Source organism: Streptomyces sp. NPDC107498, from assembly GCF_055582805.1.
Genome location: NZ_JBVJPE010000014.1, coordinates 1 through 18,531, shown reverse-complemented (window position 1 = coordinate 18,531; position 18,531 = coordinate 1). Strand labels below are relative to the sequence as shown.

Below are 18,531 nucleotides of genomic sequence, written 5' to 3'. Positions count from 1 at the left end.
TCGCCCCGCTCATCCCAGCTGCGACTGGACCCGGGAGGAGATCAGCTCCAGGTGGTCCAGGTCCTCCAGGTCCAGGACCTGGAGGTAGACCCGGGAGGAGCCGATCGCCGCGTAACGCCCGAGCTTGTCGACGACCTCGGCGGGCGAGCCCGCCAGCCCGTTCGCCTTGAGCTCGTCCACGTCCCGGCCGATGGCGGCAGCCCTGCGGGCCACCTCGGCGTCGTCCTTGCCGACGCAGACGACCAGCGCGTTCGAGTACACCAGGTCGCCGGCCGGCCTCCCGGCCGCCTCGGCGGCGGCCCGGACCCGGCCGAACTGCCGCTCGCTGTCCTCCACCGACGCGAACGGGATGTTGAACTCGTCCGCGTACCGCGCGGCCAGCCTCGGCGTCCGGCTCGCGCCGTGCCCTCCGATCAGCACCGGGACCCTGGCCTGGGCCGGCTTGGGAAGCGCGGGCGAGTCGGTGAGCCGGTAGTGCTCCCCGTGGTAACTGAAGGTCTTCCCGACCTCGGTCTCCCACAGACCGGTGACGATCGCCAACTGTTCTTCCAGGCGGCCGAACCTCTCCTTCGGGAAGGGGATGCCGTAGGCCCGGTGCTCCTCCTCGAACCAGCCGGCGCCCAGGCCGAGCTCGACCCGGCCGCCGGACATCCGGTCCACCTGGGCGACCTGGATGGCGAGGACCCCGGGGAGCCGGAAGGTGCCGGCCGTCATCAGCGTGCCGAGCCGGATCCGCTTCGTCTCCCTGGCCAGGCCCGCCAGGGTGATCCAGGCGTCCGTCGGGCCGGGCAGCCCGTCGCCGGACCCCATGCCGAGATAGTGGTCGGAGCGGAAGAACGCGTCGAATCCGAGCTCCTCGGTGGCCCGTGCCACCGTGAGGAGGGTGTCGTAGTCGGCCCCCTGCTGGGGTTCGGTGAAAATGCGAAGATCCATGCCTCCATCCTGCACCGCCGGGTGCCTGTCAACCTCGCCGTCAGCTCCCCGGCCGCTCCGGCTCGGTCGGGTGAACATCCGGCCTCCTGGCGGGCCGCGTCCGCCCTGGCCAGTGACCGGGGCGCGGCACCCGTCGTTGGCTCGGGCGGAGCCGGACCGCCCGGCCCGCGTGCCGGCGGCCGCTGCCGGTGCGTCCCTCTCGTGGTCCCGTCCTCGGCGACGGGGCCCGGGCCGAGGAGGCCGCCATGTCCCAGGAAGCCGCACCGGAGCGGGCCGTGCCCGAACGGCCGGTGTCGCAGTCCGTGCCCGAGCAGAAGGGCGCCGGCGCCCCCAAGGGCCTGCTCCAGCAGATGGAGGAGCTGATGGCGGCGCTCTCCGCCGACCTCTCCCAGCTGGACGCCGACCTCCAGTCCACGTCCGAGCGCCTCAGCTCCGACTCCGAGCCGCGATTCCCGTCCGAGTCGCAATCCCAGCCCCGCCCTCAGGACCGCTCCCGAGGCTGAGACCAGAGCCAGGGCCGGGACCAGGGCCAGGCCCGAGGCCGGGACCAGGACAGGAACCGGGGTCAGGGCCGGAACCAGAGCCGGGGCCAGGTGAAGCCGCAGCCCTCGTCCCCGTTCCAGTCCTCGCCCCAGTCCCCTCCGGGCCCAGCGCGAGCGCCCCCGGCACCGACCGGCGCCGACCCGGGCAGCAGCACCGCGAGGAACGGCAGCTCTCCGCGCACCCCTACCACGACGGGCCCCGCCCCGGGCCCGCTCGGCCTCGGGCGGGGTCGGGCGGGCGGGCGCGCTCCCCGTCGCGCACGGCGAGGCGCCGCAGCATCCCGCGCACCCGGTCGCTCGACTCGTCGGCGGCGTCGATCGCCTCGATGCACTGCCAGTAGAGCCCCTCCTCGTCGGTGGCGCAGGCCACTCCCACGAGCGCGATCCCCACCTCTCCGAGAAGTTCTCCCAGTGCGGTCAACGCCCCCCACGGGTCGGCGACTTCGGTCAGCCGCCCCGCGCGCGGCCCACCGGAGCCCCAGGCGGGGTACTCCCCGGTCTCGCTCAGCCCCCGCGCCTCGCCGCGCAGCTCCAGCGGTCCGCAGAGCGCGAGGTGACTCCCTATCGCCTGGGCGAGCGCCTGGGACTGCCAGGCCTCCGCCACGATGTCCTGTGCCGTGCCGCTCTCCGCCAGCGCCTGCCGGCCGAGCGCGATGAGCCGCTCCGCGTCCATCAACGCCGCCCCCGTTCGTACGACTTACTGCCCACTCACTCACTACCCAGAGTGAGGCCGACTGAGCCACGACGCCAGAGGAAATCGGAAATCTGGGGACAGGAGGCCGGACGGGGACAAGTCGATCACTCCGAAGAGTGACGATCTTCCTCCGGAGCGCCGTCCGCGGCTCCGCTTTCACCCCCTCCACCCCGCCTCCGGACGGGAAATCGGACCTCGTTCCGATCGATCTTGGCCGCGAGCGCCGCCAGCGGGTCGACCCCGAGCACCTGACAGAACTGCAGGAGGTAGGCGAGCACGTCCGCCACCTCGTCGGCGACCCGGTGCGCCGCGTCCGGGTCGTCCATCACCCGCTCCGCCTGCTCCGGCGTCAACCACTGGAAGATCTCCAGGAGTTCGGCCGCCTCCACGCTGAGGGCCGCGGCCAGGTTCTTGGGCGTGTGGTAGGGCTGCCAGTCGCGGGCCGCCGCGAATGCGACCAGCCTGCGCTGGAGCCCCGCCACGTCGTTGTCGTCCGTCATCCGCCCAGGTCTACCACCGTCACCCCGGGCGTCCGCCGCGCCTCCCCCGCCGCCAGCTCCCCGACGGTGCCCGCCACCCGGATGTGTCCGTCGGCGGCGATGCCCGTCGCGAGCCGGAGGAGTTCCCCCACCTGGCGTCCGTCGAGCCCCCGGTCCAGGCCGTCGGCCAGCAGCGTCAGGCTCTGCATGGCGTCCGGCACCTCGGCGATCCGGTCCATCTCCAGGACTCCGGGGCCGGTGAGCAGCGTGAGGGCGAGGGCCAGATAGCGGAGTTCGCCGTCGCCGAGGCGGCCGAGCGGGGTCGCGGGCCGACCGCCTCGTTCGAGGACCGCGCGGACGGTGCCCTCCGGGAGCTCCTGCACGCCGACTCCGGTGACCGGCCCCGCACAGCCCGCTCCGGCGACGGCGGCCAGGCGGTGGTGACGGCGCGGGCAGTCCGTGTGGGTGCGGTGCAGGACCTCGGCGAGGTTGCCGCAGCCGCGCCGCAGCCGTCCCTCGCCCGGCGGCACGGGGGCCCGCATCCGTTCAGGCCGGGGGTCGCAGGCGAAGACGGACCGGAGCCCGATGAGCACCTGCTCGGCGGCGGCCAGGACCTCCAGCTGCCCCCGGGTCTTGCCCGCGACCCGCAGCGGCAGCAGGGCCGTGCCGAGCAGGTCGTCGGGGAACGGGGCGCGGGTGACGGGGGTGGTGCCGGCCGTGTGCCACTCGGCCTGCACGGTGCTGCGGCCGGGGTCGCGGAGCGCGGTGGCGAGCAGGGTGCGACCCCGGCCGGTGAGCCGTTCGCCGACGATCCGGAGCCGGGGCTCGGCCTGTACGGCGAGGTCCAGGTGGACGGGGCCCTCGGGACCGTCCACCGTGCAGCCGATCCGGAAGCCGCGCCGGCCCTGGGCGTCGGGCCGGGCGCGCTCGGGGACGCAGTCGGCGGCGTCGGGGAACACCTCGTCGAGCGGGTCGCCCGCACAGAGCCCGGCGAGGGCCTCGTACGCCCGCAGGGCGGTGGACTTGCCGCTGCCGCTGGGGCCGGCGAAGAGGGTGACCGGTCCGAGCGCGTGCGCGGCGGAACGGTGACCGGCGAACGCGGACAGCCGCAGCTCGGTGACGGCGGGCCGGGCGGCGGGCGGCCCGCCCCGGCCCTCCGCCGCGACCGGGCCCCGCGCCTCGGGGACGGAGACGCGGGGCCCCACACGGTGTCCCGAACCGCCGGCACTCGAACCACCGGCCCCCGAAGCACGGGCAGCGGAAGCGGGCGCGGCACGAGGAGGGCCGACCACGGAGGAGCCGACCACGGGCATGCCGGGCACGGGGATTCCGGCCACGGGCGTGTCGGCCACGGGGACGTCCACCCCGGAGGTGACGGCCGACGAAAGGCCGACCGGGACAGGGCCGACCGGGGCGGAGCCGACCGGGGCAAGGCCGACAGGAGCGGAGCCGCCCACGGACGGGCCGACCGGGGCGGAGCCGGCCACGGACGAGCCCACCGAGGCGGAACCGACCGAGGACGGGCGAACCGAGGGGGGAGGAACCGAGGACGGGTGAACCGAGGAGGGAACGACGTCGGAGGGGTGGGCGTCTGACGTGCGGGCGAGCGCGGAGCCGCCGGTGAGGTCCATGCCCGGACCGTACGCAGATCGTTCCCTGACGAACCGTTACGGCGAGGTGGCCTTCCTACGATCGGGGGACGCCGGCGGTCCGGCCGCCCACGACGTCCTCCTCGTCCTCGCCCTCCGCCCCCTCGACCTCCGTACCGGCCGGGGCCAGCAGGAAGACGTTCCGGTCGACGCGGTGCATCCCGCTGCCGAGACCGAAGACGACGCCGCTGCTGAAGTCGAGGATCCGCTTGGCGACCTCGGTGTCGGCGCTCGTCAGGTCGAGGAGCACCGGGATCTGGGCGATGAGGTACTCGGCGACCTCACGGGCGTCGGCGAAGACCTGCACGCGGAGCACGACCATGCGGCGCTGCTCGGCGGATTCGTACTGCTCGGGGATCGTGCGGTGGTCGACCCTGGACGGCCATTCGTCACGGCCGCGCAGGGGCACGACCTGGGCGAGGCCCTCCCACTGCTCGTCGGTGACGTCGTACCTCTCGTACCTACTCATGGACCCATCCTCCCGCTCCTCACCCGTTCGGCCCAACAACGACACGAGGTGATGACGCGAGGGGGCGGTCGGCGCTCGGCTGCGGGTCAGCCGGTCCCCCGACCCGCGACCGCCGGCGGGACGGAGTACGTGACGGTGGCGGAGGCCGCCAGATCGCCCGTCTCGTCCCTGAGTTCGGCGAGGACCACGCAGAGGCGGCGCCCGAACTTGGCCATGCGTGCGTGCGTCCGGAGCAGTCCGGGCCGGGGGCGGTTGAGGTAGCTGATCTGGAGCGAGGTGGTGAGCGCCATCGGCGTGGGGCGCCCGAGGCGGGCGTTGACGAGGAGGAAGGCCGCGAGGTCGACGAGTCCGGCCTGTTCGGGGCCCGAGATCGTGCCGCCGGGCCGGGTGCGGAGCCGGGCCCCGTCCGCCTCCATGAGCAGGTGCGTCCCGCTCGCGTCGGTGACGCGGCAGGCCGCGTAGTCCGGAAACTGCCGCTGGACGAGCGCGTTCAGCTCGTCCGGCGACAGCGTGCCGGCGGCCGGAGGGGGCACCTGCGTGCGGGTCGTGGGGCTCCCGGCGTCCGCCATCAGACGAAGCTCTTCGCCAGCCGGCGGAGCCCTTCCCTGATCTCGTCGGCCGAGTGCGTCGTGAACGACAACCGCATCGCGCCCGGGTCCGGCTCGCCGCAGAAGAACGGCGCCCCCGGCACGTACGCCACCTCGTGGCCGACGGCGGTCTTCAGGAGGGCCGTCGCGTCGTGACCGACGGGGAGGGTCGCCCAGATGAACATGCCGCCCTCCGGCCTGTTCCACCGGCTGCCCTCGGGCAGCGCGCCCGGCAGGCCTTCGAGCATCGCGTCCCTGCGCTCCTGGTAGGCGGCGCGGATCACGGCGACGTGGGCGTCGAGGTCGCTGTCGCGCAGATAGCGCGCGGCCGCGGCCTGGTCGATGGTCGAGGTGTGCAGGTCCGCGGCCTGCTTGGCGATCACGCAGGCGCGCCGCAGCCCGGCGGGGGCGCGCAAGTGGCCGAGCCGGAGGCCGGGGGCCATCACCTTGGAGAAGGAGCCGAGCAGGACCGTGCGGTCGGCCGCGGCGGGGTCGGCGGCGATGCAGGGCACGCGCTCGCCGTCGTAGCGCAGTTCGCCGTACGGGTCGTCCTCGACGATCCAGAATCCGTGCCGCGCGGCGGCCTCGGCGACGGCGTGGCGGCGCTCGGCGGGGAGCGTGCGGCCGGTGGGGTTCTGGAAGGTGGGGACGATGTAGAGGAGGGTGGCCTTCTCGCGGGCCGCGATCTCCTCCAGGGCCTCGGGGACGATCCCCTGGTCGTCGGTGGGGACGGGGACGACGCGGGCGCCCGCGAAGCCGAAGGTCTGGAGGGCGGCCAGGTAGCAGGGGTCCTCGACGAGGACGACGCCGCCCGGTTCGACGAGCGCGGTGGTGAGGAGCGTCAGGGCCTGCTGCGAGCCGGTGGTGACGAGGAGGTCGTCGGCGTCCGTGGGCAGTCCGCGCGCGGTGAGCCGGTCGGCGATGGCGGTGCGGAGTTCCGGGTCGCCCTCGGTCGTCGAGTACTGGAGGACGTGCTGCGGGTTCTCCGCGAGGACCCGGTCGTACGCCGCGCGGATCCCTGCGATGTCGAACAGTTCGGGGGCGGGCAGGCCTCCGGCGAACGAGATCACCTCGGGCCGTGCCGTGAGCGCCAGGATCTCCCGTACCGGCGACGAGCCGACGCCGGCCAGCCGGGAGGCGGTGGCCGGCGCGGGCGCGGAGGGGGTGGAGGGGGTGGCGTTCGCGGGCACGGAGGCGGCAGAAAGCATGGCGCCAGCATATAGAGATTCAAGGCGGTGTCCAGGTCGTTCGATTGCCGCCGGGCGTGGCCGAGTTGACGCTCTTCGGCCCCCGTGCGGAGCGAATTCCCTTCCCGTCGGGGGCTTGCTCGGGCCTGCTCCGGGTTCGGCCCGGTTTTGGTCCGGTTTCGGTCTCGGTTCGGTCCGGACCCGCGCCCGATCCGCGCCGGATCCGATTCGGCCACTCTGCGGGCCGTGGAAATCCGGCCTCGGGCGGTGAATTCGGAGGGCCTTCCTCCCCCTTCCTTTCCCGCTGGTCGATCCCGGAAAGGGTGGGCGGGCGATCTTCCTCCGCCTTGTCCGACGCGCCGCAGACGGTTCTCGGCCGGGTTCTCCGCACACCGTGGACGGCTCGGGGAAATCGGCCATTCCGGTTCTCGGACTCATTGATGGACGGTTGCGCCGTGGATAGCGTTCGACCGCTCCACCACCGCGATGTCAGCGGTCTTTCGGGTCGAAGTCGAACGAGCGAGGCGAGTGGATCACCATGGCATCTTCCGTTCCCGTCGACGAGGCGGTCGTCGTCCGCACCCCCGAGGAATTCCTCGCCATGCCCGAGGACTACCGCGAGATCGCCGTACGGGGAATGATCGTCAACACCGAGGGCGAACTGTCCGGCGCCGACGACTACATCCAGGTGTTCCTGCCGCTCGCACCGAACGCCGAGGAACGGCAGGTGTGCGCCGAACGCGCCGTCGAGGAGTACGACCACTACAAGATCGGCAAGAGGATCCTGGCCGACATCGGCGTGGACACCGGATACATGGAGCAGCAGCGGCTCGCCGACCGTGATCTCTTCGCCGGTCACGAGTTCCACACCTGCACCACCTGGGCGGAACGCGGAATCTTCTCGTACATCGGCGAGGAGACCGCGATGGTGATGATCTCCGAATTCGCGCAGAGCAGTTACAAGCCGTGGGCCGAGGCGGTGCGCACGATCATTCTCGACGAGAAGGTGCACATCGCGCACGGCGCGCGGGTCTGCCGGAATCTCGCCCGCACCGGGGAAGGCCGTGAGGAACTCCAACGGGGTCTCGACCGATTGTGGCCGGGATTCAACCGGATCTTCGGCAGCGCGCATTCGGAGAGGGCGAAGCTCGCGGTCCGCTTCGGTCTCCGACGGACCACCAACGGAGAGGCGCGCGACATCTGGCGGGCGAAGGTCACGCCGAGGATCGAGAACCTCGGCCTGAAGGTCCCCGAGTAGCCCGGCGCGGCGAGGCGCCCGTACGCCGCCCGGCCCCCGCCCCGTACGGCGCTCGTACGGCGCCCGTACGGCCGGAGGGCGCGAGCGCGAGAGAGACACCGAGCAGCAGTCCGACCGAGGAGTCCGCAGTCCATGGCCACCCCCCTGACCATCACCCCGCGCCCGCTCGGCCGCCGCGAGGCGAAGGAGCGCACCGCCGCCCTCCTGGCCGAACGTCCCGATCTCGCCGAGCGCCTGCACAGGCTGCGCCGTCTCGGCCGGGAGGTGCGCTCGTGCGAGGTCCACCTCACCAACACCTGCAACATCCGCTGCAAGGGCTGCTGGTACTTCGAGGGCGGGTTCGACACCGCCGTGCGCGAGCTCTCGGACGTCGGGAAGATCCGCGCCTTCGCCCGCCGGCTGCGGGACGAGGGGGTCAACCAGGCCACGCTGATCGGCGGTGAGCCGACCCTGGTGCTGCGCCGGGTGGAGGCCTTCGTCGAGGAGCTGCCGTACATCACGATCTCGACCAACGGCCTGCGTCCGATGCCCGTGCAGGGCTTCGAGCACATCGCCGTGGCCGTCAGCATCTTCGGCGGCGGGCCGCTCGACGACGACCTGCGGGCCGTCCGGGTCAACGGCTCGAAGTTCACCGGCCTGTTCGACACGGCGCTCTCGCACTACGAGGACGACCCGCGCGTCCTGTTCGTCTTCGCGCTCTCCGAGGCCGGGCTGCCGTACCTCGAACCGACCGTGCGCAGGATCGCCGACAACGGAAACCTCGTCACCTTCAACTTCTACAGCGAGCACGGCTCGGACAACCCGATCCAGATCGCGAACGAGCGCCGTGTCCTCGAAGAGGCCCTGCGGGTCAAGGCGGCCTACCCCGAGGCCGTGGTCAGCCATCCGTACTTCATCCGCGCCCTCGTCACCGGGCGGTCCCACTGGGGGGCACGCTTCGGATACGACGTCTGCCCGAGCCTCAGCGTCGACCATCCCGACCACGAGGAGCGGGTCGCCAACGGCAACCCGGTGATCCCGGGCTTCGCCGCCTGGGGCGCCGACTACGAGTCGCTGCAGTTCTGCTGCACGTCCGGGGACTGCGGCGGCTGCCGCGACAGCCAGGCCGTCTACAGCTGGCTGGTGGTCAGCGCCTCCCGCTTCCTGGACAGCGCCGCGCGCCTGGAGGAGTGGGTGGACATCGCGGAGAGCTACTGGCGCCAGTGGCACTGGTCGCCGTACCACGCCTCGAAGCTCACCAGCCCCTGATCACCGCCCCGGCCGCGAGCCCGACCACAGCCTTGACCGCGACCCCGAGCACGATCCTGATCACAGCCCCCGAGCACAGCCCCGGTCCCCATCACCGCACGGGAGAGTCATGTCCGAGACATCCGCGACGTCCACGACACCGGACCGCGCCGCCATCGAGCGGTTCATCACCGACGCCCTCGTCGAACTGGGCGTCGACGAGGGCGACGTCCGGCCGGGGGCCGCGCTCGACGACCTGGAGATCGACTCGCTGGACATGGTCGAGCTCGCACAGTCCGTCAAGCGGGACCTCGGCGTACCGATCCGCACGAAGGACTTCGACGGCGTCGAGACCGTCGGCCAGATCCTCGAACTGTGCTGGGCGAAGGCCGGAGTTGAGTGACCCGCGGCGGGGCCGGGAGGTCGTCGTCACCGGTTTCGGCGCGGTCACCCCGCTCGGCGTCGGTGCCGACGTGCTCCACGAGCGCGCCGTCGCCGGGGACACGGCGCCGGCGGGCTCCCATCCGGCCGTCCGGCACGCGGACTTCACCGCCGGCGACCATCTGCCGCGGAACCTGGTGCGCCGCACCGACCGGTTCACCCAGCTGGCCCTGGTCGCGGCCGAGGAGGCCCTGACCCGGGCCGGGCACCGGGCGGGCGCCCCGTCCCCCTGGCTCCCCGAGCGCGTCGCCTGTGTCATCGGCTGCGGGCTCGGCGGCACGGCCTCCTTCGAGGCGCAGCGGGAGGTGTACGAGAGGGAGGGCGCCGGGTTCGTCTCGCCGCTGATGATCCCGCAGACGATGGCCAACGCGGCCGCCGCCCACCTCTCCATGCGGTACGGCTTCCGCGGCGAGAGCCTGTGCGTCGCGTCCGCGTGCAGCAGCGGCGCGCAGGCCGTCGGCGCGGGGATGCGGCTCCTGGCCGCGGGGGCGGCCGACGCCGTCGTGGTGGGCGGCGCGGAGGCCTCCTCCTCGGACCTGGTGGCGGCCGCCTTCGCGAACGCCGGCGCCCTCTCGCCGAGCGGTTCCGCCCGCCCCTTCGACCGGGACCGCGACGGCTTCGTGATCGGCGAGGGCGCCGGGATCCTCGTCCTGGAGACGGCGGCGGGCGCCGCCCGGCGCGGGGCCGGGGTCCTCGGAACCGTACGGGGGTACGCGGCGACCTCCGACGCCCATCACGTCACCGCGCCCGCCCCCGGCGGCGGGCCCGCGGCCCGGGCGGTCACGCTCGCGCTGCGGGAGGCCTCGGTGGCGCCCGGGGAGCTGGCGTACGTCAACGCCCACGGGACCGGCACCGCCCTCAACGACCGGCTGGAGTGCGAGGCCCTGCGGGGCGCCCTCGGGGCCGACGTCCTCGCGGAGCTGCCGCTCTCCTCCGGCAAGGGCGCCCTCGGGCACCTCTTCGGGGCGGCGGGCGCGGTCGAGGCCGTCGCCACCCTCCAGGCGCTGCGGCACGGGGTGGCGCCCCCGACGGCGGGGCTGCGCCGTCCGGACCCGGCGCTCGGGCCACTCGACCTGGTCCGGGCGCCGAGGAAGCTCACCGCGCGGGCGGGCACGGGCCGGCTGTCCGGACTCTCCACCTCCTTCGGCTTCGGCGGACACAACGCGGCCCTGGTCCTGGCCGTGGAAGGACGGTCCTGATGCGCGCGTCCCGCGACCCCCACGGCATCCCCGACCTCCTCGGCTTCTCGGGGCGCCGCTATCTGGTGACCGGCGTCCTCAACGACGACTCGATCGCCTGGCACACCGCGCGGGCGCTCCAGGAGGCGGGCGCGGAGGTCCTGCTGACGGGCTTCGGGCGGACCCGGCGGATCACGGAGGCGGCGGCCTCCGGCCTGCCGTACCCGGCGGACGTCCTGGAACTCGACGTGACGCGCCCCGAGGACCTGGACGCGCTCACGAAGGAGCTGGAGCGCCGCTGGGGCGCGGTCGACGGCGTCCTGCACGCGATCGCCGCCGCCCCGCAGTCCGCGCTGAGCGGGAACTTCCTCTCCACGCCCGTCGAGGACGCGGCGCTCGCCCTGCGCACGGCGGCGTTCTCACTGCACTCGCTGACCACCGCACTCGCCCCGCTGCTGCACGAGGGCGGTGGCGCCGGCGCGGCCAGGGGCAGCGTCGTCGGACTCGACTTCGACGCGTCCGGGGCCTGGCCGGGGTACGACTGGATGGGGGTCGGCAAGGCCACGCTCGGCGCGGTCTGCCGCTATCTCGCGCTCTATCTGGGGCACTCCGGCATCCGCGTCAACCTCGTCGCCGCCGGCCCGGTCGAGACCGTGGCCGGGCGGGCCGTCAGCACCTTCGACCGGATCGCCGACCGCTGGGAGCAGGAGGCGCCGCTCGGCTGGAACCGCGCCGATCCGGCCCGGCTCGTCGGTCCCGTCCTGTTCCTGCTCTCGGACCTGGCGGCCACCGTCACCGGGGAGATCGTGCACGCGGACGGCGGGATGCACGCCGTCCGCATGGGGGTCGGCGCCGTCGGCGAGCCCTCGGGCATCGGCGTCCCGCCCCGCGCCGGCAAGGAGGACCGCTCGTGAAAGAGGGCTGCTCGTGAAAGACGACCGCTCGTGAAAGAGGACCGCTCGTGAAGGAGGACCGCTCATGACCGCGGCGATCGTCGGCATCGGCTCCGCCCTGCCCGAACGGGCCGTGCCCAACAGCCACTTCGCCGCCATCGGCTCCTCCGACGAGTGGATCGTCAAGCGGACCGGGATCCGGCAGCGCCACTTCCTGCCGGAGGACGGGCACCTCGCCGACCTCGCCCTGGCCGCCTCCCGGACGGCCCTCGCCCAGGCGGGCCGCACCGCGCGCGAGGTGGGGCACGTCGTCGTGGCGACCACGACCCCCGACCGGACGACCCCGGGCCTGGCCGTGGAGGTGGCCGCCCGGCTCGGCGCGGACCGGGCCGCCGCGTTCGACCTGCACGCGGCCTGCGCCGGGTTCGTGTACGCCCTGGACCACGCCGTCGCCCTGATCGAGTCGGGCCGGGCGGGCGCCGTGCTGGTATGCGGCGCCGAGGCGCTGACCCGGATCACCGACCACGAGGACCGGTCGACGGCGGTGCTGCTCGGCGACGGCGCCGGGGCGGTGGTCGTGGCGGACGTGGACCCGGGACCCTCCGTCGGGCCCGCGTTCCGGCTCGGCTCGGACGGGGAGCTGATCCCGCTGCTCTACGCCGACCGGTACGACCGGAAGCTCCGGATGGACGGGCCCGAGATCTTCGTCCAGGCCGTGGAGCGGATGAGCGAGGCGGCCCGGGACGTCCTCGCGCGGCGGGAGCTGACCGCCGACGACGTCGACCTGTTCGTCGCCCACCAGGCCAACGCGCGCATCGTACGGGCGGTGGGCAAGGAGCTCGGCGTCGCGCCGGAGCGGCTCTACCTCAACGTCGACCGGGTCGCCAACACCTCCTCCGCCTCCATCCCCCTCGCCCTGCACCAGGCTTGGCGGGAGGGCCTCCTCGGCCCGACGGGCCTGCTCGGGGTGGCGGCGTTCGGCGCGGGCGTCACCTGGGGCGCGGGGGTGATCGGCTGGCGCCTGGCGGGTCCGGGGGCCGGTCCCGTGGGAGCGGGATGAGCGCCTCCCCCTTTCCCGTGCTCGCCGAGCTCACCGCCCCGGACGGCGCCGTGCTCGTGGTGCGGGTCCACGCGCGCGTGGAGCCGACCGCCCCGGTCGTGGTCGTCCTCCCCGCGATGGGCACCGCCGCCCGCCACTACGCCCCGCTGGCAAGGGCGCTGCACCGGCGGGGCGCGACCGTGGTGACGGCGGACCCGCGCGGCCACGGCGAGAGCACCCCGGTCCCGGCGCGCGGGATCCGCTTCGGCTACCGCGAGCTCGTCGAGCACGACATCGGCGCGGTCCTCGGCGCCGTCGAGCGCGCCTTCCCGGAGGCGCCGAGGCTGCTGCTCGGGCACAGCCTCGGCGGCCAGCTCGGCCTGGTGCACTGCGGGCTGTTCCGGCCGCGCCTCGCGGGGGTCGTCCTGGTGGCGAGCGGTTCGGCGTGGTGGCGCGCGCTCGGCACGGGGGCGGACCTCCGGCCGGGTGCGCGGTGGCTCGCGCGGAGCCTGCTGTGCGTGGCCGGCGCGGAGCTGCTCGGGTACTGGCCGGGGCACCGGTTCGGCTTCGGCGGACGCGAGTCCGTGGGCGTGATGCGGGACTGGGCGCGGCAGATGCGGACCGGGCGGTACGGTGCCGGGGGCGCCGCCGCCGACTACGAGGCGGCGCTGGGACGCGTCGACGTGCCCGTGCTGGCCGTCGACGTCGAGGGCGACGCGCTGGCGCCTCCCCGGGCCGTGGACCACCTGTGCGCGAAGCTTCCCCCGGCCCGGGTCCGGCGCTGGACCTACCGGTCGTCGGACGCCGGCGGCCGGGGGCTCGACCACTTCCGCTGGATCCGGCACAACACGGGGCTGGTCGAGCGGATCGCGGCGTGGGCGGAGTTCCCGACGGCGACCGCGACCGGACCCGGCACCGCCGCGGTCGGCGCGGGCGGACGACAGGGCACCGCTTCGACGGACACGTCCGGCACCGCCCCGGCGTGTACGGCCGGATCCGGCACCGCCCCGCCGGGCGCGACCGGATCCGGCGCCCCGTCCGGCGCGGCCGGGCCCGGCAGCGTGTCTCCGGTCCCGGCCGCGGGCCGCGGCGGCGCGCCGTCGGGCGCCCGGGCGTGAGCGTGCGGAGCGGGGAGGGCCTCCTGCTCGGCGCGCTGCTGCCCGAACGGGTGCGCTGGGCCGAGGAGACCGGCCGGCACGAGTCGGCGGGCGAGCCCGACCCCCCGTGGCTCTTCCCCGAGGAGGAGGCCCTGATGGCACGTGCCACGCCCGGCAGACGGCGGGAGTTCGCGACGGCCCGGCTCTGCGCCCACCGGGCGCTCGCGGCCCTCGGGGTCGGGGCGGCCCCGCTCCTGAGGGGGCGGCGCGGGGCGCCGGCGTGGCCCGTGGGCACCGTCGGCAGCATCACGCACTGCGCGGGGTACCGGGGCGCGGCGGTGGCCCCGGCCGCCCGTTTCCTCGGCCTCGGCATCGACGCCGAACCGCACGCTCCGCTGCCGCCCGGGGTCCGCGAGGAGGTGGTCCTCGGCCCGGAGGAGGCGCGGCTGCGCGACCTGTCCGCCCGGCGGCCGGACGTCGCCTGGGACCGGCTGCTGTTCAGCGCCAAGGAGTCCGTCTACAAGGCCTGGAGCGGGTACGGAGGCGCCTGGCTCGGCTTCGAGGACGCCGAGGTGTCGTGGCGGCTCGACACGACCGGCGGCCCGTGCCCGCCCGCACGCGCGCGTGACGACCACCCGCACCCGCCCGCACGCGCGCGTGCGGAGGAGCGTCCCCGGACCGTCGGCCGGTTCCGGGCGCGGCTCCTGGTTCCGGCGCCCGCGGGGCCCGGTCCCTTCCCGCGCGTGCTGCACGGCCGCTGGCTGGTCCGCGAGGGCCTGCTGCTGACCGCGGTCGCCGTCCCCCGTCCCGTACCGCGTCCTCCGCACCGCACGGCCCCGAAGGAGCATCGCCGATGAGCGTCGACGACGGCACCGTTCCCGCACTCCTCGCCCGGAGCGCGGCCGTGTGCCCCGACAGGACCGCGCTGCGGCTCGGCGACGAGTCGCTGACGTACGGCGTGCTCGACGACCTCGCCCACCGCGCCGCCGCGCTGCTCCGTGCGCGCGGGGTCGGACCCGGCGACCGGGTGGCCCTCGTGCTGCCGAACGGCACGCTGTTCGCCGTGCTCTACTACGGCGTCCTGCGGGCGGGCGCGATCGTCGTCCCGCTCAACCCGCTGCTGCGGGCGGGCGAGGTCCGCCACTGTCTGGCGGACGCCGGGGCCGCGCTGCTCCTGTCCCCGCACCGGGACGGCGAGGAGGCGGCGGAGGGCGCCCGGCTGGCGGGCACCCCGCACCTGGCGGTCGAACCGGCCGCGTTCACCGCGCTGTTGGCGGGCCACGCGCGCGTGGCGCCCGTTCCCCGTGCCCCGGAGGACACGGCCGTCGTGCTCTACACCTCCGGCACGACCGGGGCCCCCAAGGGCGCCGAGCTCACCCACCGCAACATCCGGCGCAACGTCGACGAAGGCGTGCGGGTGCTGGGGCTCGGCCCCTCGGACACGGTCTTCGGCGGGCTGCCGCTCTTCCACTCCTTCGGGCAGGTGATGGGGCTCAACTGCGCGGTGTCGGTGGGCGCCTGTCTGACGCTCATGGTCCGCTTCGACCCGGCGGGCGCGCTCGCGCTCGTCGCCCGGGACCGGGTCACGGTCTTCCTCGGCGTCCCCACCATGTACGGGCTGCTGCTGCGGCATCCGGACCGGGCGGACCACGACGTCTCCTCGCTGCGGGTCTGTCTGTGCGGCGGCTCGCCCCTCCCGGTCGCGGTGCTCACCGGTTTCGAGTCCGGCTTCGGCTGCGCGGTGCTGGAGGGGTACGGGCTGTCCGAGTCGTCCCCGCTGGCCTGTGTGAACCGGATCGACCGGCCGCGCTCCCCCGGCACGATCGGCGTCCCGATCGAGGGCGTGGAGATGCGGGTGGTGGACCGGGACGGCAAGGAGGTCCCCGACGGCGGGGTCGGCGAGCTCGTCATCCGGGGACACAACGTCATGAAGGGGTACTGGCGCCGCCCGGAGGCCACGGCGGAGACGGTGCGGGACGGCTGGCTGCACACCGGCGACCTCGGCACCCGGGACGCGTCCGGCGACTTCCGGGTGGTCGACCGCGTCAAGGACGTCGTGATCCGGGGCGGGTTCAACGTGTACCCGAGGGAGGTGGAGGAGGTCCTCCACCTCCACCCGTGCGTGGCGGAGGCCGCCGTCCTCGGCGTCCCGCACCCGGTGCACGGGCAGGAGGTCGCCGCCGCGGTCGTCCTGCGGCCCGGCGGCCGGGTCTCCCCCGCCGAGCTGCGCGCCCACGTGCGGGAGCGGCTCGCCCCGTACAAGTACCCGCGCCGGATCTGGCTCACGGACGCCCTTCCGAAGGGCCCGACGGGGAAGGTCCTCAAGCGGGCGATCGTCCCGCCGGACGGCTCGTGACCGGACGTCGTGACCGGACGGCTCGTGACCGGACGGCTCGTGAGGGGATTCCGCCGGTCAGGACGGACCGTCTGCGGCCTCCGGTTCGTCGCCCGCCTCGGGGGCGGCCCACAGGGAGCGCACATGGCCGAGGTGGCGACGGGCGCACGCCTCGGCGCCGGGCACGTCCCCGGCGATCATCAGGTCGAGGAGTTCGAGGTGTTCCTCGGCGGAGGAGACGAGCTTGCCGGCCTCGTCGAGGCCGGTCAGGCCGTAGAGCCGGGAGCGCTTGCGCAGCTCGCCCACGGTCTCGACGAGCCGTTCGTTCCCGGAGAGGGCGAGCAGCGCGAGGTGGAAGCGCCGGTCCGCCTCCAGATAGCCGATGAGGTCGTGCTCACGGGCGCGCGAGACGATCTCCTCGGCGACCGGGCGCAGCTCCTCCAGTCGCTCCCGGGCGGCGGTGCGGGTGACCCGGCCGATGGTGGGGACCTCGATGAGGGTCCGCAGCTCCGTGTACTGGTCCAGGTCCCGCTCGCTGACCTCGGTGATGCGGAAGCCCTTGTTGCGGACGGGCTCGACCAGGCCCTCGCGGGCCAGGTCGAGCATGGCCTCGCGGACCGGGGTCGCGGAGACGCCGAGGTCGCTCGCGAGGCCGGGGGCCGAGTAGACCTGGCCGGGGCGCAGTTCCCCGGCGATCAGGGCGGCGCGGAGGGCGTGGCCGACCTGGTCGCGGAGCCGTTCCTGGGCTCTGACGAGGCCGTACTGTTTCAGGTCACCCATCGTGCGTCCTCCGAGAAGTCACGGAGGAGCATCGTACAATGTCACGTTTCTCCGACCGGCCCGAGTGACCCAGAGCCCTCCGAGTCCCCCGAGCGGCCCGAGCGGTCCGACCGGCCCGACCGGCCCGACCGGCCCCGAGGGGCTCAGAGCAGGAATCCGGCGGGGAAGGGGTCGTCGGGGTCGAGGAAGTACTGGGCCGTGCCGGTGATCCAGGCGCGGCCGGTGACGGTGGGGACGACGGCGGGCAGCCCGCCCACGGTCGTCTCGTCGACGATGCGCCCGGTGAACTCGGTGCCGATGAAGGACTCGTTGACGAAGTCGGTGTGCGGGGCGAGGAGTCCGCGCGCGTGCAGCTGGGCCATGCGGGCACTGGTGCCCGTGCCGCACGGGGAGCGGTCGAACCAGCCGGGGTGGATGGCCATGGCGTGGCGCGAGCGGGTCGCGTCGGAGCCGGGCGCGGTCAGGTAGACGTGCTTCACTCCGGCGAAGGCCGGGTTCTCGGGGTGGACGGGCCGGTCGGGACCGGCGTTGACGGCGTCCATGATCGCGAGCCCGGCGGCGAGCAGCTCCTCCTTGTGGGCGCGGTCGAACGGCAGGCCCAGCGAGTCGAGGTCGACGAAGGCGTAGAAGTTCCCCCCGTACGCGAGGTCGTAGGTGACCGTGCCGTACCCGGGCACGTCCGCCTTCAGGTCGAGGCCGACGGAGAAGGCGGGCACGTTGGTGAGGGTCACGGAGCGGGCCCGGCCGTCCTCGACGCGGACGTCGACGCTCACGAGCCCGGCGGGGGTGTCGAGCCGGACGGTGGTGACCGGTTCGACGACCGGCACCATGCCCGTCTCGACGAGGACGGTGGCGACGCCGATGGTGCCGTGGCCGCACATCGGCAACAGGCCGGACACCTCGATGTAGAGGACGCCGTAGTCGGCGTCGGGGCGGGTGGGCGGCTGGAGGATCGCGCCGCTCATCGCCGCGTGACCGCGCGGTTCGTACATGAGGAGGGTGCGGACGTGGTCGAGGTGCTCGGCGAAGTGGAGCCGCCGCTCGGCCATGGTGGCGCCGGGGACGACGCCGAAGCCGCCGGTGACGACGCGGGTGGGCATGCCTTCGGTGTGGGAGTCCACCGCGTGGTAGACGTGGCGGGTGCGCATGGGAACCCCTTCCGGTGAGTGGGTGACGGGCTCTACGCGTGGCCCTCGGCGAGGGCCTTCTCCGTGGCGGCGCGCACGACGGCTTCCTGTTCGGGCGTGAGCGGGTGGCGGGGCGGTCGGGTGGGGCCGCCGGTGCGGCCGGCGAGGTCCGTGGAGAGCTTGATCGCCTGGACGAACTCGGTCTTGGAGTCCCAGCGGAAGAGCGGGTGCAGCGAGCGGTAGAGCGGCAGCGCGGTCGCCAGGTCGCCGGCGACCGCGGCGCGGTACAGCGCGGCGCAGCTCGCGGGGAGGGCGTTGGGGTAGCCGGCGATCCAGCCGACCGCGCCCGCCACCGCCAGCTCCAGAAGGACGTCGTCGGCGCCGATCAGCAGGTCGAGCTCGGGGGCGAGTTCGGCGAGCTCGTAGGCGCGGCGGACGTCGCCGCTGAACTCCTTGACGGCGACGATGTCGCCGTCGGCGTGGAGGCGGGCGATCAGGCCGGGGGTGAGGTCGACCTTGGTGTCGTACGGGTTGTTGTAGGCGACGACGGGCAGTCCGGCACCGGCCACCTCGGCGTAGTGGGCGCGTACGGACCGCTCGTCGGCGCGGTAGGTGT

General features: G+C 74.4%; 20 protein-coding genes. 10 read left to right on the top strand and 10 right to left on the bottom strand.

Annotated features, from left to right (window positions below):
* Nucleotides 1–9: 9 nt before the first annotated feature.
* On the bottom strand, nt 10–933 hold the full coding sequence (locus ACZ66Z_RS23770) for an LLM class F420-dependent oxidoreductase (RefSeq protein WP_469937049.1): 924 nt from the start codon (nt 931–933) through the stop codon (nt 10–12).
* Nucleotides 934–1,178: 245 nt separating this feature from the next.
* On the opposite strand from ACZ66Z_RS23770, the gene ACZ66Z_RS23765 reads away from it, so the two are divergent.
* Nucleotides 1,179–1,436 carry a hypothetical protein gene (locus ACZ66Z_RS23765; protein ID WP_469937047.1) on the top strand — a complete coding sequence of 86 codons (258 nt, stop codon included), beginning with the start codon at nt 1,179–1,181 and terminating at the stop codon, nt 1,434–1,436.
* A gap of 223 nt (nt 1,437–1,659) precedes the next feature.
* Here the strand turns inward: ACZ66Z_RS23765 and ACZ66Z_RS23760 are convergent, their stop codons facing one another.
* The 6 genes from ACZ66Z_RS23760 to ACZ66Z_RS23735 form a co-directional block, all read right to left on the bottom strand.
* Entirely contained in the window at nt 1,660–2,148 is a 489-nt protein-coding gene (locus tag ACZ66Z_RS23760; protein WP_469937045.1) for a DUF6099 family protein, read from the bottom strand.
* A gap of 125 nt (nt 2,149–2,273) precedes the next feature.
* The gene (locus tag ACZ66Z_RS23755; RefSeq protein WP_469937043.1) at nt 2,274–2,669 is read right to left on the bottom strand and encodes a nucleotide pyrophosphohydrolase; all 396 of its coding nucleotides are present in this window, start codon (nt 2,667–2,669) and stop codon (nt 2,274–2,276) included.
* Nucleotides 2,666–3,961 carry an AAA family ATPase gene (locus ACZ66Z_RS23750; protein WP_469937321.1) on the bottom strand — a complete coding sequence of 432 codons (1,296 nt, stop codon included), beginning with the start codon at nt 3,959–3,961 and terminating at the stop codon, nt 2,666–2,668. The genes ACZ66Z_RS23755 and ACZ66Z_RS23750 overlap by 4 nt, the downstream gene beginning before the upstream one ends.
* A gap of 373 nt (nt 3,962–4,334) precedes the next feature.
* Entirely contained in the window at nt 4,335–4,766 is a 432-nt protein-coding gene (locus ACZ66Z_RS23745; protein WP_123455883.1) for a cell division protein SepF, read from the bottom strand.
* An 86-nt stretch (nt 4,767–4,852) separates the two neighbouring features.
* Entirely contained in the window at nt 4,853–5,335 is a 483-nt protein-coding gene (locus ACZ66Z_RS23740; RefSeq protein ID WP_469937041.1) for a PaaI family thioesterase, read from the bottom strand.
* Nucleotides 5,335–6,561 carry an aminotransferase-like domain-containing protein gene (locus tag ACZ66Z_RS23735; protein ID WP_469937039.1) on the bottom strand — a complete coding sequence of 409 codons (1,227 nt, stop codon included), beginning with the start codon at nt 6,559–6,561 and terminating at the stop codon, nt 5,335–5,337. Before ACZ66Z_RS23735 ends, ACZ66Z_RS23740 begins: the two co-directional genes overlap by 1 nt.
* A 517-nt stretch (nt 6,562–7,078) precedes the next feature.
* Between ACZ66Z_RS23735 and ACZ66Z_RS23730 the strand changes: the two genes are divergently transcribed.
* The 9 genes from ACZ66Z_RS23730 to ACZ66Z_RS23690 all read left to right on the top strand — a co-directional run bounded on the left by ACZ66Z_RS23730 (nt 7,079) and on the right by ACZ66Z_RS23690 (nt 16,029).
* Nucleotides 7,079–7,798 (top strand): Phenylacetic acid catabolic protein, encoded by a 720-nt coding sequence (locus ACZ66Z_RS23730; RefSeq protein WP_469937037.1) that lies wholly within the window; start codon nt 7,079–7,081, stop codon nt 7,796–7,798.
* 132 nt (nt 7,799–7,930) lie between these two features.
* Entirely contained in the window at nt 7,931–9,046 is a 1,116-nt protein-coding gene (locus ACZ66Z_RS23725; RefSeq protein WP_469937035.1) for a radical SAM protein, read from the top strand.
* Nucleotides 9,047–9,155: 109 nt separating this feature from the next.
* The gene (locus tag ACZ66Z_RS23720) at nt 9,156–9,428 is read left to right on the top strand and encodes an acyl carrier protein (protein WP_469937033.1); all 273 of its coding nucleotides are present in this window, start codon (nt 9,156–9,158) and stop codon (nt 9,426–9,428) included.
* Nucleotides 9,421–10,665 carry a beta-ketoacyl-[acyl-carrier-protein] synthase family protein gene (locus tag ACZ66Z_RS23715; RefSeq protein ID WP_469937031.1) on the top strand — a complete coding sequence of 415 codons (1,245 nt, stop codon included), beginning with the start codon at nt 9,421–9,423 and terminating at the stop codon, nt 10,663–10,665. Before ACZ66Z_RS23720 ends, ACZ66Z_RS23715 begins: the two co-directional genes overlap by 8 nt.
* Entirely contained in the window at nt 10,665–11,558 is an 894-nt protein-coding gene (gene fabI, locus ACZ66Z_RS23710) for an enoyl-ACP reductase FabI (protein ID WP_469937029.1), read from the top strand. Before ACZ66Z_RS23715 ends, fabI begins: the two co-directional genes overlap by 1 nt.
* Before the next feature lie 64 nt (nt 11,559–11,622).
* Complete coding sequence (locus ACZ66Z_RS23705) at nt 11,623–12,597, top strand: beta-ketoacyl-ACP synthase 3 (RefSeq protein ID WP_469937027.1); 975 nt, start codon at nt 11,623–11,625, stop codon at nt 12,595–12,597.
* A complete protein-coding gene (locus ACZ66Z_RS23700) occupies nt 12,594–13,694 on the top strand; it encodes an alpha/beta hydrolase family protein (protein ID WP_469937025.1) in 1,101 nt (366 codons plus the stop codon). Before ACZ66Z_RS23705 ends, ACZ66Z_RS23700 begins: the two co-directional genes overlap by 4 nt.
* A complete protein-coding gene (locus tag ACZ66Z_RS23695; RefSeq protein ID WP_469937023.1) occupies nt 13,691–14,530 on the top strand; it encodes a 4'-phosphopantetheinyl transferase family protein in 840 nt (279 codons plus the stop codon). The genes ACZ66Z_RS23700 and ACZ66Z_RS23695 overlap by 4 nt, the downstream gene beginning before the upstream one ends.
* On the top strand, nt 14,527–16,029 hold the full coding sequence (locus tag ACZ66Z_RS23690; protein WP_469937021.1) for a long-chain-fatty-acid--CoA ligase: 1,503 nt from the start codon (nt 14,527–14,529) through the stop codon (nt 16,027–16,029). Before ACZ66Z_RS23695 ends, ACZ66Z_RS23690 begins: the two co-directional genes overlap by 4 nt.
* 57 nt (nt 16,030–16,086) lie before the next feature.
* Here the strand turns inward: ACZ66Z_RS23690 and ACZ66Z_RS23685 are convergent, their stop codons facing one another.
* From ACZ66Z_RS23685 to ACZ66Z_RS23675, 3 genes are all read right to left on the bottom strand, one after another.
* On the bottom strand, nt 16,087–16,788 hold the full coding sequence (locus ACZ66Z_RS23685; RefSeq protein ID WP_469937019.1) for a GntR family transcriptional regulator: 702 nt from the start codon (nt 16,786–16,788) through the stop codon (nt 16,087–16,089).
* A gap of 143 nt (nt 16,789–16,931) precedes the next feature.
* A complete protein-coding gene (locus tag ACZ66Z_RS23680) occupies nt 16,932–17,936 on the bottom strand; it encodes a proline racemase family protein (RefSeq protein WP_469937017.1) in 1,005 nt (334 codons plus the stop codon).
* Between the two features lie 32 nt (nt 17,937–17,968).
* A partial coding sequence (locus ACZ66Z_RS23675; RefSeq protein WP_469937015.1) for a dihydrodipicolinate synthase family protein occupies nt 17,969–18,531 on the bottom strand: 563 nt, incomplete at its 5' end.